This window comes from Candidatus Neomarinimicrobiota bacterium (genome assembly GCA_017656425.1).
Classification (GTDB): Bacteria; Fidelibacterota; UBA2242; order UBA2242; family B5-G15; genus JACDNV01.
Map to the genome: position 1 here is coordinate 81,509 of JACDNV010000003.1, position 14,983 is coordinate 96,491.

A 14,983-nucleotide genomic window follows, 5' to 3' on the forward strand; every position below is an offset into this window, starting at 1 on the left:
TTTAAGTTGTAATATGATAAAACTAATTTATTAAACCTATGTAAAATAGTTCCTATTTCTTACCCAATAGTAAATCAAAAAAATTTCTAATACGACCGTCTTCGCTAAAATCATAAACTACCAAGTCTGGTTTTAATGCTAAAACATCCTTTTCCCATATCCTCCTTCTAATAACTGCTATGGACATCATATTATTTTCTTTAGCACAGATCACATCCCATGTAGTATCCCCTATAATTACAGTATCCTGACTATTAAAAGATTCCCCAAACATTTTCCCAGCCCTCATAAGAGCTATTTTCGCCAATTTAATTCTATCCTCCGAGTCACTTCCATATACCCCAAAAGAAAAATACTTATCCAAACCAAATGCCTTTAACTTTATAATAGCACCCTTTTCCACATTTCCCGTTAAAACACCAATTCTGACATTCAAACTTGAAAGATACTCAAGAAAACCAATAGTATCAGGATAAACAAATTTATCATCTCTTTCCGGGAATATTCTTTCAAAATGCACAAGATACCTATCAATCACTTCTTTTATTATACCATCTAGATTTTTTCCATTTAAATACCCAAGCTTTATCATGGCATTTCTGACGATAAGTGGGTCAGTCAAACCGGCCATATCCCAAACGCGAAGCATATACTCCTTCCCTGTTACTTCCTTAATAGCCTCATAAAGAGCTAATCTCGGTGCCAGACCGGGGGATAAAAGAGTCCCATCTATATCAATCAATATAAGCAACTTTCTCATTTATAACCTTCATACAACATTGCACTTAGTAGTTTATCTACCTCTTCATTACCCAGCAGTACTTCAACAATTTTCAAAGCAAATTTCATTGCCGCACCTGGTGACCAACCAGTAATGATTCTTCCATCTACTACAACATCCAATTCAACAGCCTTATTGTCAACCATATCCCTTGTAGATGGATGAATAGTAAACTTCTTACCATCCAGCAGACATGCTTTGTACAAAACCACTGGCGCAGCACATATTGCGCAGGCATATCCACCTCTTGAGTAAATATATCTTACCAGTTCAAGCACTCTTTCATCATCCCGCAAATTGACCGATCCAGGCATACCTCCAGGCATCACAATTAAATTATATTTGTCCCTATCCACATCATCTAATAGCATATCCGCCCGTAGCGTAATGCCATGAGAGCCTTTTACATCCAATGATTTAAGCCCTGCCACATCAACGTTAATTCCTGCTCTCCTTAATACATCTACTATTGTTACGCACTCAATCTCTTCAAATCCCTCAGCAAGAGGTAATAACGCATTATATTCTTTCATGGGCACCTCCTTTCTCAAAAAATTGTTAAAAATAATTTAACAAATTGGCAACCCTTTTAAAATACATACATCTAATAAGCTGTCATTTCTATTTTGATTTTTTAAGAAGGAGAAAAAAGTGAAGTTAGCAATGAAAATAGTCTTAATATCAATCTATTCAATATCACTACTGGTACTGATGGCCTTATCTTATAATAGAGTAAATAATTCAATTAATTCATGGATGAATGAAAATAACAATCGGAGTGAAACTGTCATAGAATTAGCAATTAGAAGATAAAAGAACCGTTCTGGTTTATTCACATTTATAAAGCTTAGTAATGGTAATTGAATAGATAGAAGCCACTTGAAAAATTAGATTAATTTAAAGATAAAGCTTTTTTCACTTTTTCAAGACCATCCATAGCATTTTTGCCAAAAAGATCAGCACCAATTTCTCTGGCAAAATCCTCTGTTATTGGTGCCCCTCCCACTATTATAATTGAATCAATACCATTATCCTTCAAGACTTTAACAGTATTTTTCATGTTTACCATTGTTGTAGTAAGTAATGCACTTAATCCGATCACATCTGGTTGCAACTTTTTCGCCTCTTCCAGAAACATTTCCTCAGGAATATTAATTCCAAGATCATATACCTCAAAACCAGCCCCTCTGAATACAATTGAGACAATATTTTTCCCAAGGTCATGTAAATCGTCTTTAACAGTTCCCAAAAGGAGTTTCTTTCTTGAGCTTACACTTTCAACACTAAAGTGTGGTTCTAAAATATCAATACCGCTTTGCATAGCCCTTGCAGCTACCAAAACTTCAGGAATAAAAATTAATCCATCTCTAAACTTTTCTCCTACAACACTCATTCCCGCAAGCAGACCCCTATTAAGGATTTCTTCAGCAGAAAAACCCTTATCCAGCGCTTCTTTTACAAGATTCTGCACCTTATTTACGTCACCTGCCTCAATTGATTTACCAATTTGCTGTAAATATTCATCTTTCATTATTCTATCTCCCTCTTATTTTAATAAACCTGTCAAAAACACTTTCAATTTAGCATAATTTAAATAAATTATTCTGTGAAAAGTAAGAATTTGTTATATTTATTATACTATATTTTATAGGGAGGTAACTATGAAACTCTATCATGCTTATCCAAAACTTGTTAACATCGTGGGAACATCTTTTGAAGATAAGACTAACTATATGGCTGTAGCATGGCATACTTACCTCTCTTTTGATCCACCACTTTATGGCATTGCCATAGCGGAAAAAAGATTTACCTATCAGCTATTAAAAAAAAGCGAGGAATTCAACTGCAATTTCCTTCCTTATGAAAAAATAAAAATAGCACATGGCATCGGTAGGATAAGTGGTAACGATGTAGATAAAATCAAAGTTTTAAACATTAAAACTTCCTCGGGTGTTAAAATTAAAACACCCTATATAAAAGACTCATACGCTGTAATAGAATGCAAACTTCACAAAATAATAAAAACTGGTGATCATGTATTTTTAATTGGAAGAATTGTACACATAAAATACGATAAAAGTAAATTTACATCTGAGGAGCTTCTCAATACAGATGCAGTTACTCCAATTCTATATCTAGGAAGCAACACCTATTTGAAAGTTGAGAATTATAAAATTGAAAAATATCCACAGGAAATAAATCTTGATGAATGGTTATAAAAGGTTACTTTTGCTTTTAATTATTCTTTTTACAATAAATTACGATACTCTGAACGGTATTGACAGAAGAGCTTTTGAATATAGTTTTAAAGCATACTCAAAACATATTTTAAAATCCGGTAAGACTATTATAAACTTAGAATACCATAAAAATATATTCATTGCAGGGGCAACCTCCCTCCCCATTGCATTTATAATTGACAAAAAATTACAAACTCAAATACAGAAAAATCCGATTTACCCTGATTATATTTCAAAAATTGGTGACCTATATGGTAACCCGCTTGGATATGTGATAGTCGGAAGCTACATAATTTACGATAATATATTTACTAAAAATCAACTCAATACAATGGTTTCTCAGTTTGTATTTTTATCTGAGTCAGTTCTGTTAACTGCAACTATAACTTCAATTTTAAAAGAGATAACTAACCGCCAGAGACCAAATAAAGAAAGTTTTATGTCATTCCCATCAGGACACACATCTGGCTCATTCGCACTTGCTGCAGTCGTCAATAAACTATACGGAAAAAAAGCTGGTACAGCAGCATACATCATGGCCGCTTTTGTAGGCACAACAAGGATAAATGATAATAAACACTATTTATCAGATGTGATAGTAGGAGCTATGCTAGGAACATTGATCGGAAGAAGTTTTGCTAAAAACTATAATGATAATCTTATAAAAATATTTTTTGAACCTACTACCAAATCTGTCTCGCTATTTTATGAATTTTAGAGAGTTCCTTAATAAGGAAAAATTTATAGTTCTTGATGGACCTATGGGGACAGAATTAATCCGAAGGGGAATAAAATTTAAAACCAAACTCTGGTCTGCAGAGGCTATATTTGATAACTGGGAAATAATACAAGAAATCTATATTGATTACATAAAAGCTGGAACAGACATTATAACTACAAACACATTCAGAACCAACCCATGGACATTTCAAAAATTAGGTTATTCACTTGAAACATTAGAAAAATACATTAATCGTGCGGTTTGGATTGCAAGAAATTCTATAGAAAAGAATAAATCTAAGCGAAGAGTATTCATTGCAGGATCAACCTCACCGTTGGAAGATTGCTATTCTCCAGACTTATCCCCTGATTTCGAAACATCATACAGGTATCACAAAATAACTACCAGATTACTGAAAGAAGCCTCTGTGGACTTTATACTAATTGAGACAATGAATACCATAAATGAAGCATTAGCTGCTTCAAAAGCTGCAAAAGAAACCGGATTACCTGTAGCAACTAGTTTTGTTCTACGAGAGGATGCCAGAATATTAAGTGGTGAGGACCTAATCGAGGGATATCATAAACTATACGACGTGGGCATTGATATATTCTCTATAAATTGTACTCATTATTCAGTAATAGAAATTATCCTGGAAAAGCTATTGAAAATAGTAAAAATTCCAGTTTGTTTATATGTAAATGCAGGGATACTTAAAAATGGTAAATGGTATGATGATAAAGAGTTCACGCCAGAAAAGTACCGGAAAATAGCTTTAAAATGGTATAAAATGGGTGTAAAAATAATTGGAGGCTGTTGCTTCACTACAGCTAAATATATAAAAAGTATAAATAGGGCTAAAAAATTATTGTTGAATAATTAAAAAAATTATTACTATATTACATGTAACTAAGTTATATGAAGTATGAATCAACAAATTAATAAATGGGACATAGTCTTAATATCAATAAATAAGAATAATCAGCAGATAAAAAGACCTGCTCTTATAGTCTCACCAAATGAATATAACAGAGAAGGTTACTCAGTTATATTCCCTATTACAAGTAATATTAGTAGTATCTCCAATATAGATTACAAAATCAATTTCTGGAAAGAAGCAGGACTACCTAAATCAGCCATTGTAAAATTATGGTTTGCTACTATTTCAAATTCTATAATAACAAAGAAAATTGGTACCCTGCATCAGGAAGACATTTTTAATATTTTAAAATTATTATAAGGAGATTAATTATGGGAGTAATGAGTATTAGAATAAAAGATAAGAATAAAAAGCTACTTAAAATAATTGCATCCTATGAGGGAAAAACAATCGGTGGTTTTATCGAAGAACTTCTGGAAGACTATATAGAGAAAAATAAAGATAGGCTCCATTTTCTTACACCGCAGGTAGAGACTTTCGATGTAACAGGTCTTTCAGCACAGGCATTTCTTGACTGGGATAATAAGGAAGATGAAATCTATGACAAGCTATAACAAATGGGATATTGTACTTGTAAAATTTCCTTTCACATCTTCAACAACTACTAAAAAAAGGCCGGCTCTTATCCTGTCAACTAATAAAATCGACGGCACAGAGTCATGTACAATTCTTATGATAACGTCAGACATAAAATCTAAAAATTATGGAGACTATACAATAAAAAACTGGCGGGAAGCTGGTTTGCCAAAACCAGCTGTCGTAAAAATGCGTTTTGCAACAATACCAACCAGCATAATAGACAAAAAGATTAGTCAATTGGACAAGAAAGATATTGATTATATTATTGATAAAATTATTGAGTTCTTAACCCACTAATTCTTTTTTACTGGCATCCAGATTTCTTCTACAATCTTAAATTCACCTGGAGTACCTCTTATATATAAAATTTTATATCCTAAATCACTTGATTTATCGGACTTGTAGTGCTGTAAAAACTCGACTCTCCACAGGTATTTATCCTCACTCAGTATCACTAAATTTTCTGCCTTAATATCAACCCAATTCAACTTGCTGAACACATTTATCTTATAATCAATCCACTTTTTGTAATTAAACTTTCCGGACTTAAAAGAATCATCATAGAAATTTTCATATTTATTAATATCAAGCTTCATCCATGAATCAAGCCACTTTCTAACAAAATCCTCCAAGAGTTCACTTATAATAGTCAGGGAGATTACTTTTTCTTCTTCATAGATAATTTTCCATTTACCCTTTTCAGGCAAAAGTACATAATAACTATTCAGGTTTTTAACTACTTTATCCGTTAATATGCTAAATTTCGCAAACAAATATGCAAATTCCCCCTGTTGAAAAACCATAGCACTATCGCAATTTACATCCAGCCACTTAATCGTATTCTTATCAATTTCTAACTCACTCTTTTTGAAAGATAAACCACGATCAATACTATCCCTGTAATAAATAGAGTAAAGTTCCTTAACCTCTTCAGGATCTCTGCTATAACGACGATTCACAAACTCTTTTAAATATTCATTCCAATAATGAATTTTACTTCCATAAGTATCATCATCTATAAATTTGATGGTGTCAACAATAAAAATATTACCATTGGAATTTTGCAGAAACTCAAGAAAAGTAACCAGATTTTTGGATTCTAAATATATAGCTGGATATTTCTTACGTTTAACAAAATTTGTTTCAATTATTATAGATTTGCTGATAATATCTCTCGGATAATAGTTTTTTAATAATAACCTATTATTAGTTTGTGTAAGATTGTATACCCCATTGTCTATTGCACTTTTATCTATTTTTAACGAATCGAGAATTGAAAATCCCTTTATTTTTTCCCATTCCATAAAATATGTTTTTCTAGTACTAGACTCTAAAATTGTAATATAAGATTCTTTTATTCCTTTTAAATAATATACTCCCTCTATACCTATACCAAAAAGATATACCTCAACATTAATAATTATTGTAAGGGCGATAATTATGATCTTTAAAAGCCTATTTAAAGTACAATACATCACTAAAAAATAAACTTTTTTTTTCTCACATACAATATCTTAAAATTATTCAAAATTGTACAGAAATATGATTATTTATTATTTTTTATTATATAATAAAAATTTTTACTAAAGTTTATAAAAATCTAATCGATAATACTTATGTGTAATGAATTTTATTGATTTTTGAAAATTTTTGACAGGGAAGTAAAAGAAAAAAACAGGGAGGTTAAAAAATGAGTGACCTTTTGAAAATTTACACAAACGTCCAGGCGATGAAAGCCCGCATCTCTTTAAACAAGATTAATAGAGAGATGGGAACACTCCAGGTAAGACTTGCAACAGGGAGAAGAATTAACTCTGCTAGTGAGGATCCAGCGGGATATCACTTAGCAAAAACGCTGGAAAGAAGAAGAAGGGGTTTGGAAGTTGCCCTCCAGAATGTAAGAAATGCCCAGAATATCCTTGATGTTGCCGAAGGTGCATACCAGAATGTAATGGATATTCTTCAGACACTAAAAGAAAAAGTTACCCAGGCAGCAGACTACAGCCTTTCTTCAACTCAGAGACAGGCTATCCAAGCACAATTAAATGCCTTATTGGAAGAGATTGATGATATTGTAAGCGAGACCAAATTCAATGAATCCAACCTTATTAATGGAAATTATAGTGGTTACTTTCATACTGGAGAGGGATCAGATGATCAAATGTTTATATCCTTACAAAACGCAGATTCTGCCGCTTTAGGTCTTGATGGTATTTCTCTAAGCACTCAGGCTGACGCCAGTGCTGCGATAGCATCATTTTCAACTGCTATTGATACTCTTGCTAGCATTATCCAGGATATCGGTGAATATAAAGTAAGGCTTGCCGCCAAGGAAGATATGCTTGAAGTGGCAATTACAAATACTGACTCTGTACGAAGTACAATTGAAGATGCTGATTTTGCAAAGGAGCAAATGGAGTTGCTTAAATTGCAAATATTACAACAAACAGCAATAGCATCATTGACACAGGCGAACACTGCCCCCCAGGTGGTACTGAACCTATTCAGATAATCCGCTTTCTGAAAACCAGAACCTGAAGAATCTTTGAGATAGAGAGGAGGGCATGCAATGTCAAATGGAATAATGAGTGTAAAAGAGGTTGCAAATTATTTGAAAATAAAAGAACAAACCGTGTATCGCCTGGTCCAGCAGGGCAAAATCCCAGCTTTGAAAATTGGAGGGCAGTGGAAGATAAAAAAAGAACATATTGACAGGCTATTTGAAGAAATACTGAGCGAGAAACTCAGGGAAATAAAGAAATAGTAACTCCGTTAAAAAAGAAAACAAATTGCCCCCTTGCATAATGTAAGGGGGCTTTTTATTTTATATTATGAAAATTTTAACTCTAAACTCCCATGAAGCCTATGTCTGTCTTCTAACAAAACTTGGTTATCCGATCGATATTGTGGACTATCTTCCTGGGAGATATACAAAAAAATGGGATGAGAGAATAAGACCCATACCTGAAAACGCAGAACTAATAACTTTAGAGGAAGCTAATAAAAGAAAATATGATGTAATTATAGCACATAGTATCACGGACTTACTTGACGTGAAAAATATAGAAGCACCAAAAATATTAAAAATAGATGTATCTCTAACAGGATATATTCACCAGCAAGGAAGTACTGTAAAACCTCAGGATGTCATAAGTGCTTTAAAAATTTATATAGATAAATTTAAAATTATTCCAGTATCCACCTCAGAAATGAAAGCAAAAACTTGGGGACTTGAAGACTGCATTATTGTGCCATTGACTGTTGATACGGACTTTTTCTCCGGGTATACAGGTGAAATATCTGCAGGATTGAGAATAGCAAACCAGATAGCTCAGAAATCACTCATATATGACATAGGATTTTTTATCAAAGTTATTGAAAAGCTTCCATTTAAAATTGTTGGTTACAACCCTGAATTACCTGATGTAGAACCTGCCAGGGATATAAACGAACTAAGAGAACAATATCAAAAACACAGATTTTACCTTCATACTGCCAGATACGATTACGAAGATGGCTTTAATCTTGCCTCACTGGAAGCAATGTCCACTGGAATGCCCATCCTGACAAACCAGCATCCAAGTTCACCAGTCATCAATGGAATCAATGGATTCTCATCAAATGATCCACATGAGCTAACTCAATATGCTTTGGAGCTTCTGAATGACCGAAATCTTGCAATAAGACTTGGTAAAAATGCAAGAGAATACGTCATAGAGAACCACAATTTTCAAAAATTTAAAGAAGGATGGGAACACGCCATTTATACCGCCATTATGAAATTTTCATGATTTTTATAATTATTCATATAATTTTATTGTTGTTTACTTAAATTAACATAAATTTATTCAATAATTACAAATCCTTATATATTCAATTTATTAAACTGCAAATTTAATTATTTTTAGTAAACTTTTATCCCACATAACTATCACTACCACCTAAAATCAGCCATTTTTAATCAACCCTAATATCATAATCGATATTATTAGCAGGTGATTTTTGAAATTCTAAGGAGTGAGGGTGGCACTCTTTAGAACAAAAATTTTAAACCACCAGAGTGGCAAGCCAGAATGGCAAGCCAAAATGGCAAGGAAGCCAAAAAAACAAGGAGGTTAAAATGGGTGAATTAATGCAAATTGCCGCAAACATTCAAGCAATGTGGGCTTATCAATCATTGGACAACATTAACAAAGAGTTAGGTATCAGAACGCTGAGACTTTCCACTGGTAAAAAGATTAACTCAACAGAAGAAGACCCTGCTGGTTATCAACTTGCAAGAACCCTTGAAAGAAGAAGAAGAGGACTGGAAGTTGCACTCCAGAATGTAGAGAACGCACAGAGCGTCCTAAATGTTGCAGAGGGAGGATATCAGAACATAATGGACATTCTCCAAACTTTAAAGGAAAAAGCCACTCAGGCAGCTGATTATTCACTGTCGGATGTTCAAAGATCCGCAATTCAGGACCAAGTTGAGGCACTAATATCAGAAATCGATGACATCGTCAGTGAGACAACATTTAATAATGACCAACTGATTGATGGAGGTTATTCGGGTTATTTTCAAACAGGTGAGGAATCATCTAACCAGCTGTTAGTGTCATTAAAAGATGCAGATTCAGCAGCACTGGGAATTAACAGTATTAATGTTTCATCATCTGCAAGCGCAAGTGCTGCAATTGGAACTCTCTCATCCGCTATCGATAACTTAGCCAGCTACATACAGGATGTTGGTGAATTCAAAGTAAGGCTATCTTCAAAAGAACAAACTCTATCTGTAGCCATAACTAATACTGAGGCTGTAAGAAGTACCATTGAAGATGCTGACTTCGCAAAAGAACAAATGGAGGTAATGAAGCTACAAATCCTACAGCAAACCGCTGTGGCAAGCTATGTGCAGGCAAATACGTCACCACAGATTGTACTCACACTATTCAGATAATAGTTATGCTGATAAAACAGGTAAAAATAGGAAGGAGAGGGAAGATAATTCCCTCTCCTTCCATTTTTGTTAGAATACTTTTTAAAATATCAACTAATATGATATATCTTATTAATAATCAGTAAATTACATTGTGTTATTTTCGTAATAATATAGACTATTATGGCACGATAGTTGAAGTTAAAAGGAGAGGAAAAAATGAGAGGTGGTTTCGATATGGCACGTCAAGAAAATCCAAATCCGTACCTGAAACATAAAGTGATGACTGCTTCACCAGAAGAACTTGTTTCTTATGTTTATGACATCGCAATAAAAGCTTGTAAAGTAAAGAATAAAATAAAGGCATTAGAAGCTATGCAGGTACTAATAAATTCTTTAAACTTCGATGAAAAAGAGATGGCAATGACATTTTTCAACGTATATCGCTATATAAGCAAATTAATTCGTGAAAATCAATTTAACGAAGCAGAAATTTATTTAACTGATATAAAAAATACATGGGAAAAAGCCATGAAAATTAGTATATAAATTTCGAGGTAAATTATGGATATTACTTCCATATTTGACTCCAAATATAATATAGATTACCTCGTAGAAATATATATGGCACAGGAATCAAAGCCTAAAAAGGAGCTCGAAGAGCAAAAAGAAGCACTAAACCAGAAAAAAGAGGTTCTAAATAACTTAGACAGCAAAATGTCAGCTCTAAAAAGCATTGTTGATAGATTAACTGATCCTATTACAAACTACTTTGCACAAAAATCAGCCACAAGCAGTGATACTGAAAAATTCACGGTTTCTGCTGGTGCAAGCGCTACAGCCGGTACCCATTCAATAAGCGTGGAAAGACTTGCATCCTCAGATACCAGAGTTTCAAAACAGTTTACAGACACAGATACAAGCTTTACAGGATTTACAACCGATCAAACTTTTTACATTGAAGTAGCGCATCCTACAGATTCTGATCCAAATAATCGGGTTTCAATAGAAATTACAGTTTCAGCCAGTACATTTTCACAAAATGATGACGATGTGCTTGCTGACATCGCAGAAGCAATTAATTCTGCAATGAGTAATGCCGTTCTAAATGAAACAATTGATAATGATGAAGTAGTACACGCTTATGTTGTAAGTGAAGAATCAGGAAAGTCCAGGCTAGTATTAAGATCCGAAAACTCAGGATATACTTATAGAATGGATTTTACTGATAGCTCAGATAACCTACTGAATTTTCTTGAAGTTAACAGTGGTTCACAGTCAAGTGGTTCATCCGGAGGATGGATTACCTATGTTGGTACCAGTCCAACCGATAGTGAACTCAATTCAAAATTTAATATAGATGGTCTAACATTTTACAGAGATAGTAATCATGTAACAGATGTACTAAGCGGACTTACAATTGATTTACTTGATACATTTTCAACTGAGGAAACCATAACAGTCACTTCAGATACAGAGGCGGTAAAGGAAGAAGTTCAGGACTTCATAGATGCTTACAATGACCTATTAGATTTTCTGAAAGAGAATACTCAAATTAATCCTGATACTTACAATAGGGGACTACTTACAGATGAACTTACCTATAAGAACATAATATACGACTTAAGAAATTACATCATGAGCGAGGTAACTGGGGTAACCAACACTGACTATAACTATTTATTCAAAATAGGAATTGAACCTGATGAAGATGGAAAGCTTTCTATAGCTGATAGTGAGGAATTTGAAGAAGCACTCGAAGCTAATTATACCAATGTCTCTGACCTATTTAGAGCAACTGATGGAATAGCAACAAGAATAAAGGATTATATTGAAAGATTCGTTACAGTTGGCGGGACAATAGATAAAAGTATAAATAATTTAGAAAGTCAGATTTCAAGTGTAGAAGATAGAATCGATGCATGGGATGAAATATTAGCAAAAAGAGAACAGCAACTAAGAGACGAATTTGCAAAATTACAGGAAATGATGACTTCACTGACATATCAACTAAATTATTTTAGTAATTTCTTTAAAATATCATAACGCGAGAGGATAAACCATGGATGGTTTAGAACCTATTGAATACAGTTTCAAGGCCAGTGTAGTTATCAATTCAACTGATACTTCAAAAAATGAAACACAGGAAGTGACCACGCAGAAAGAAGAGCTAAAAAAACCTGATAAAGAAATAAGATCCGAGTCAAAAGAAATAAATACATCCAGAGTTGATATGGGAGAAATAGTCGCACAGTTAAATGAAGTCATTAAGGTCTTTAACACAAAAATCACATTTTCCTACGACCCAAGGATAGAAAGATCTGTTATTGTAGTTACAGACTCTACTACTGGAGAAGTTATAAGAAAAATTCCGCCAGAAGAAATGATACTACTTATTTCCAAACTTAGAGAGATAGCAGGTCTTTTGTATAATAAAAAAGTATCCTGAGTTTATATGAAAAAGGATAATAAAGACACGGATACTACCCTAAAAAGAGTAGAAGATATAGTATCGCAAATTTTAATTATAAGTGAAAACTCCTTATATCAGGAAAATTATGATCTGGATTTAATAAATAAAACCCTTGAAAAAAGAGGGAAATTATTTGAAGAGCTAATGCAATATGAAGACAAGGTTAAGTTTATCATAAATCTGCCGGAAGATAAGAATATAGAACAAAAAATAAATGATATAAAAAATAAAATAAAAAAAATAGAAGAAATCGATAAAGAAGTGATAAAATTTTTAAAGGAAAAGAAAGAAAAAACCATTAAAGAAATTTCAAAAATAACCGATATTAAAAGTAGAAGATATAATTCTTTGACATCTATAGGTATAAAACCTAAATTTTTTGATATTAAACAGAGGTAACTTTGAGTTACGTAAATAACATAAATCCTTTAAATAACTCATATCAGAAGATTGAAGAAAAAGAGGATATCAAGAAATCCAAGCCTGATTCTGAAAAGGTAAAAAATGATAGTACAGGACTGGAAAAAACAGGCAAGATTGCATCCGATAGAGCAGAAATATCCCAGGCCGCTAAAACCCTTTACGAATACAGTATAAAGAATAATAAATACAAAGAACTATTTCAGAAAAAAAATCTACTTGATCAGAACGAAATACAGAAAATAAAGGAAAAAATAGAAAGCAATTTTTATAACCAGGATAACGTATTGAACAAAGTTGCGGAATCGCTATTAGCACTGCCCACTTTCAGTAAAATAATTCAAAAACATTCACTCGATAAAGTGAATCAGAGGGAAAGGGAAGAAAAATTAGCCAAGACAAAAGAGAAGATAGAAAATAAGGAATATGAAAAAGACGAAGTTATAGACAAGCTGGCTGAAAAAATTATCCAGCAAATACGTAATTCTCAGATATAAAAAAAGGGGCATTTAAGCCCCCTATTCTATTAAAAATAAAAAGTAATTAATAAGTCACATAATATTAAGTTTGGATAGTATCGCTATAGCTCTATCTTTCTGCCCAATTTTTGCATATAATCCTGCGATCTTCTTGTAATACTCAACATTTTCTGGATTATACATTATAAGCTTCTCATACACCGTGATGGCTTCTTGAAACTTCTGTAATTTTATGTACAAAATTGCCATGTCTTCAAGATATTTTATATTTTTCTCAGATTTATATAATTTTTCTAAAATTTTTACTGCGAATGTATAATCTTTCGCTTTGACCGACATATTATAAATATATTTTAATCCTTTTGTATCATCGAATGAGCTAATATATACTGAAGAATATTTGTTAAATATATCATAATTTTCAGCATTAAAGCTACATGATAAAAGGGAAAACGTTATTTTCTCATCATCAATAACTCCATCAGCCGAAATCCTTTTCCCATATTTTTTTATATACTCGTTCGCTCTTAGTAAATTTTCTAGGTGCGTAATGCACTCTTGATGATTCCCAGATTCATGGGAAATTCTATAATAAAGGTAATTACCATATACCTGTTCAGGTATAGTTTCCAATGATTTTCTCACAAATATCTCTGCACTCTTATAGTCCTTAATATTAATTAAAGCCTCAGCCATACAATTATAAAGTGAACAGGTGAGAGGTTTATCAAAATTACAATACTTTAACGCTACTCTGTAATGCCTGACTGCCTTTTCATATTCCCCATTTAAACCATAAAACTGTCCAAGCGTATAATGTGCATAGGCATTTTTTGGATCCTTTTCTACATATTTTAATAATAGCTTTTTATTTCTTTCTCTTTTCTTTTCAGCTCTTTCGCCTTTGTATGAATATCCAAGATGAACAATCAGTACATTCGAATTCCTCAATTCACCTTTCATAGCAATAATACTTGGCGACACCTGTTCGTGAATTGGACCATAGAAGGATATCCCTCTATTATTATTAAAAAGCCTGTGGGCATCAGAAAAGTAAAAGCTGCCATCGGCTTTGAAATTTTTTATTGATACTTTATATGCAACCGGTATTTTTTCATACTTTAAAAGCTTTTTCAGCTCATTAATACTCCCCGGATCCAGTCTTTCATCGGCATCCATCCATAATATCCAGTCACCTTTAGCATATTTAATAGATTCATTTCTAGCTTTGGAAAAATCGTCAACCCATCTAAACCTGTATACCTCAGCTCCAAATTTCTTGCATATATCAATTGTCGTATCTGTCGAACCTGTATCAACAACTACAATCTGATCAACTATCCCAGCAACACTTCTCAAACAATCTTCAATTACATGCTCTTCATTTCTAACGATCATACAAAGCGATAACGTCTGTCTTCTATTCATG

The 14,983-nt window shown here is 32.9% G+C and carries 21 protein-coding genes; 16 read left to right on the plus strand and 5 right to left on the minus strand.

Features of this window, described 5'->3' with window-relative positions; genetic code table 11:
* Positions 1 to 52: 52 nt before the first annotated feature.
* A complete protein-coding gene (locus tag H0Z29_03010; GenBank protein ID MBO8130470.1) occupies positions 53 to 760 on the minus strand; it encodes an HAD hydrolase-like protein in 708 nt (235 codons plus the stop codon).
* Positions 757 to 1,314, minus strand: a complete 558-nt coding sequence (locus tag H0Z29_03015) for a DJ-1/PfpI family protein (GenBank protein MBO8130471.1) — start codon at positions 1,312 to 1,314, stop codon at positions 757 to 759. The genes H0Z29_03010 and H0Z29_03015 overlap by 4 nt, the downstream gene beginning before the upstream one ends.
* A 118-nt stretch (positions 1,315 to 1,432) precedes the next feature.
* Here H0Z29_03015 and H0Z29_03020 point away from each other — a divergent pair, with 118 nt between their 5' ends.
* Entirely contained in the window at positions 1,433 to 1,594 is a 162-nt protein-coding gene (locus H0Z29_03020; protein MBO8130472.1) for a hypothetical protein, read from the plus strand.
* A 79-nt stretch (positions 1,595 to 1,673) separates the two neighbouring features.
* Here H0Z29_03020 and H0Z29_03025 read toward each other — a convergent pair whose 3' ends face one another.
* Entirely contained in the window at positions 1,674 to 2,312 is a 639-nt protein-coding gene (locus H0Z29_03025) for a corrinoid protein (GenBank protein ID MBO8130473.1), read from the minus strand.
* A 130-nt stretch (positions 2,313 to 2,442) separates the two neighbouring features.
* Here H0Z29_03025 and H0Z29_03030 point away from each other — a divergent pair, with 130 nt between their 5' ends.
* The 6 genes from H0Z29_03030 to H0Z29_03055 are packed head-to-tail and all read left to right on the plus strand — an operon-like array spanning position 2,443 to position 5,558.
* A complete protein-coding gene (locus H0Z29_03030; protein ID MBO8130474.1) occupies positions 2,443 to 3,000 on the plus strand; it encodes a flavin reductase family protein in 558 nt (185 codons plus the stop codon).
* Positions 2,987 to 3,739 carry a phosphatase PAP2 family protein gene (locus H0Z29_03035; GenBank protein MBO8130475.1) on the plus strand — a complete coding sequence of 251 codons (753 nt, stop codon included), beginning with the start codon at positions 2,987 to 2,989 and terminating at the stop codon, positions 3,737 to 3,739. The genes H0Z29_03030 and H0Z29_03035 overlap by 14 nt, the downstream gene beginning before the upstream one ends.
* Entirely contained in the window at positions 3,729 to 4,625 is an 897-nt protein-coding gene (locus tag H0Z29_03040; GenBank protein MBO8130476.1) for a homocysteine S-methyltransferase family protein, read from the plus strand. The genes H0Z29_03035 and H0Z29_03040 overlap by 11 nt, the downstream gene beginning before the upstream one ends.
* A gap of 42 nt (positions 4,626 to 4,667) precedes the next feature.
* Positions 4,668 to 4,982 (plus strand): type II toxin-antitoxin system PemK/MazF family toxin, encoded by a 315-nt coding sequence (locus tag H0Z29_03045; GenBank protein ID MBO8130477.1) that lies wholly within the window; start codon positions 4,668 to 4,670, stop codon positions 4,980 to 4,982.
* 11 nt (positions 4,983 to 4,993) lie between these two features.
* The gene (locus H0Z29_03050) at positions 4,994 to 5,236 is read left to right on the plus strand and encodes a hypothetical protein (GenBank protein ID MBO8130478.1); all 243 of its coding nucleotides are present in this window, start codon (positions 4,994 to 4,996) and stop codon (positions 5,234 to 5,236) included.
* Entirely contained in the window at positions 5,223 to 5,558 is a 336-nt protein-coding gene (locus tag H0Z29_03055; protein ID MBO8130479.1) for a type II toxin-antitoxin system PemK/MazF family toxin, read from the plus strand. The genes H0Z29_03050 and H0Z29_03055 overlap by 14 nt, the downstream gene beginning before the upstream one ends.
* Here H0Z29_03055 and H0Z29_03060 read toward each other — a convergent pair.
* Positions 5,555 to 6,736 (minus strand): hypothetical protein, encoded by a 1,182-nt coding sequence (locus H0Z29_03060; protein MBO8130480.1) that lies wholly within the window; start codon positions 6,734 to 6,736, stop codon positions 5,555 to 5,557. The two genes, H0Z29_03055 and H0Z29_03060, sit on opposite strands and share 4 nt — an antisense overlap.
* Positions 6,737 to 6,951: 215 nt before the next feature.
* Between H0Z29_03060 and H0Z29_03065 the strand changes: the two genes are divergently transcribed.
* The 9 genes from H0Z29_03065 to H0Z29_03105 all read left to right on the plus strand — a co-directional run bounded on the left by H0Z29_03065 (position 6,952) and on the right by H0Z29_03105 (position 13,572).
* Positions 6,952 to 7,773, plus strand: a complete 822-nt coding sequence (locus H0Z29_03065; GenBank protein MBO8130481.1) for a flagellin — start codon at positions 6,952 to 6,954, stop codon at positions 7,771 to 7,773.
* 57 nt (positions 7,774 to 7,830) lie between these two features.
* The gene (locus tag H0Z29_03070; protein MBO8130482.1) at positions 7,831 to 8,025 is read left to right on the plus strand and encodes a helix-turn-helix domain-containing protein; all 195 of its coding nucleotides are present in this window, start codon (positions 7,831 to 7,833) and stop codon (positions 8,023 to 8,025) included.
* 67 nt (positions 8,026 to 8,092) lie between these two features.
* Positions 8,093 to 9,052 (plus strand): glycosyltransferase family 4 protein, encoded by a 960-nt coding sequence (locus H0Z29_03075; protein ID MBO8130483.1) that lies wholly within the window; start codon positions 8,093 to 8,095, stop codon positions 9,050 to 9,052.
* A 329-nt stretch (positions 9,053 to 9,381) separates the two neighbouring features.
* Positions 9,382 to 10,203, plus strand: a complete 822-nt coding sequence (locus tag H0Z29_03080; GenBank protein ID MBO8130484.1) for a flagellin — start codon at positions 9,382 to 9,384, stop codon at positions 10,201 to 10,203.
* A 198-nt stretch (positions 10,204 to 10,401) separates the two neighbouring features.
* Positions 10,402 to 10,731, plus strand: coding sequence for a flagellar protein FliS (locus H0Z29_03085; protein ID MBO8130485.1), 330 nt, complete (start codon positions 10,402 to 10,404; stop codon positions 10,729 to 10,731).
* Between the two features lie 15 nt (positions 10,732 to 10,746).
* The gene (fliD, locus tag H0Z29_03090; GenBank protein MBO8130486.1) at positions 10,747 to 12,228 is read left to right on the plus strand and encodes a flagellar filament capping protein FliD; all 1,482 of its coding nucleotides are present in this window, start codon (positions 10,747 to 10,749) and stop codon (positions 12,226 to 12,228) included.
* A 16-nt stretch (positions 12,229 to 12,244) separates the two neighbouring features.
* Positions 12,245 to 12,631 (plus strand): flagellar protein FlaG, encoded by a 387-nt coding sequence (locus tag H0Z29_03095; GenBank protein MBO8130487.1) that lies wholly within the window; start codon positions 12,245 to 12,247, stop codon positions 12,629 to 12,631.
* A gap of 6 nt (positions 12,632 to 12,637) precedes the next feature.
* Positions 12,638 to 13,054: a hypothetical protein gene (locus H0Z29_03100; protein MBO8130488.1), complete on the plus strand. Its 417-nt coding sequence runs from the start codon at positions 12,638 to 12,640 to the stop codon at positions 13,052 to 13,054.
* A gap of 2 nt (positions 13,055 to 13,056) precedes the next feature.
* On the plus strand, positions 13,057 to 13,572 hold the full coding sequence (locus H0Z29_03105) for a hypothetical protein (GenBank protein ID MBO8130489.1): 516 nt from the start codon (positions 13,057 to 13,059) through the stop codon (positions 13,570 to 13,572).
* 54 nt (positions 13,573 to 13,626) lie between these two features.
* On the opposite strand, the gene H0Z29_03110 is transcribed toward H0Z29_03105, so the two are convergent.
* On the minus strand, positions 13,627 to 14,982 hold the full coding sequence (locus H0Z29_03110; GenBank protein MBO8130490.1) for a glycosyltransferase: 1,356 nt from the start codon (positions 14,980 to 14,982) through the stop codon (positions 13,627 to 13,629).
* Position 14,983: the final 1 nt, after the last annotated feature.

What these genes read in the sequence shown, in the direction of transcription:
- H0Z29_03010 (MBO8130470.1), bottom strand. Translation starts at nt 760, where the DNA reads ATGAGAAAGTTGCTTATATTGATTGATATAGATGGGACTCTTTTATCC.
- H0Z29_03015 (MBO8130471.1), bottom strand. Translation starts at nt 1,314, where the DNA reads ATGAAAGAATATAATGCGTTATTACCTCTTGCTGAGGGATTTGAAGAG.
- H0Z29_03025 (MBO8130473.1), bottom strand. Translation starts at nt 2,312, where the DNA reads ATGAAAGATGAATATTTACAGCAAATTGGTAAATCAATTGAGGCAGGT.
- H0Z29_03030 (MBO8130474.1), top strand. Translation starts at nt 2,443, where the DNA reads ATGAAACTCTATCATGCTTATCCAAAACTTGTTAACATCGTGGGAACA.
- H0Z29_03035 (MBO8130475.1), top strand. Translation starts at nt 2,987, where the DNA reads ATGAATGGTTATAAAAGGTTACTTTTGCTTTTAATTATTCTTTTTACA.
- H0Z29_03040 (MBO8130476.1), top strand. Translation starts at nt 3,729, where the DNA reads ATGAATTTTAGAGAGTTCCTTAATAAGGAAAAATTTATAGTTCTTGAT.
- H0Z29_03045 (MBO8130477.1), top strand. Translation starts at nt 4,668, where the DNA reads ATGAATCAACAAATTAATAAATGGGACATAGTCTTAATATCAATAAAT.
- H0Z29_03050 (MBO8130478.1), top strand. Translation starts at nt 4,994, where the DNA reads ATGGGAGTAATGAGTATTAGAATAAAAGATAAGAATAAAAAGCTACTT.
- H0Z29_03055 (MBO8130479.1), top strand. Translation starts at nt 5,223, where the DNA reads ATGACAAGCTATAACAAATGGGATATTGTACTTGTAAAATTTCCTTTC.
- H0Z29_03060 (MBO8130480.1), bottom strand. Translation starts at nt 6,736, where the DNA reads ATGTATTGTACTTTAAATAGGCTTTTAAAGATCATAATTATCGCCCTT.
- H0Z29_03065 (MBO8130481.1), top strand. Translation starts at nt 6,952, where the DNA reads ATGAGTGACCTTTTGAAAATTTACACAAACGTCCAGGCGATGAAAGCC.
- H0Z29_03070 (MBO8130482.1), top strand. Translation starts at nt 7,831, where the DNA reads ATGTCAAATGGAATAATGAGTGTAAAAGAGGTTGCAAATTATTTGAAA.
- H0Z29_03075 (MBO8130483.1), top strand. Translation starts at nt 8,093, where the DNA reads ATGAAAATTTTAACTCTAAACTCCCATGAAGCCTATGTCTGTCTTCTA.
- H0Z29_03080 (MBO8130484.1), top strand. Translation starts at nt 9,382, where the DNA reads ATGGGTGAATTAATGCAAATTGCCGCAAACATTCAAGCAATGTGGGCT.
- H0Z29_03085 (MBO8130485.1), top strand. Translation starts at nt 10,402, where the DNA reads ATGAGAGGTGGTTTCGATATGGCACGTCAAGAAAATCCAAATCCGTAC.
- fliD (MBO8130486.1), top strand. Translation starts at nt 10,747, where the DNA reads ATGGATATTACTTCCATATTTGACTCCAAATATAATATAGATTACCTC.
- H0Z29_03095 (MBO8130487.1), top strand. Translation starts at nt 12,245, where the DNA reads ATGGATGGTTTAGAACCTATTGAATACAGTTTCAAGGCCAGTGTAGTT.
- H0Z29_03100 (MBO8130488.1), top strand. Translation starts at nt 12,638, where the DNA reads ATGAAAAAGGATAATAAAGACACGGATACTACCCTAAAAAGAGTAGAA.
- H0Z29_03110 (MBO8130490.1), bottom strand. Translation starts at nt 14,982, where the DNA reads ATGAATAGAAGACAGACGTTATCGCTTTGTATGATCGTTAGAAATGAA.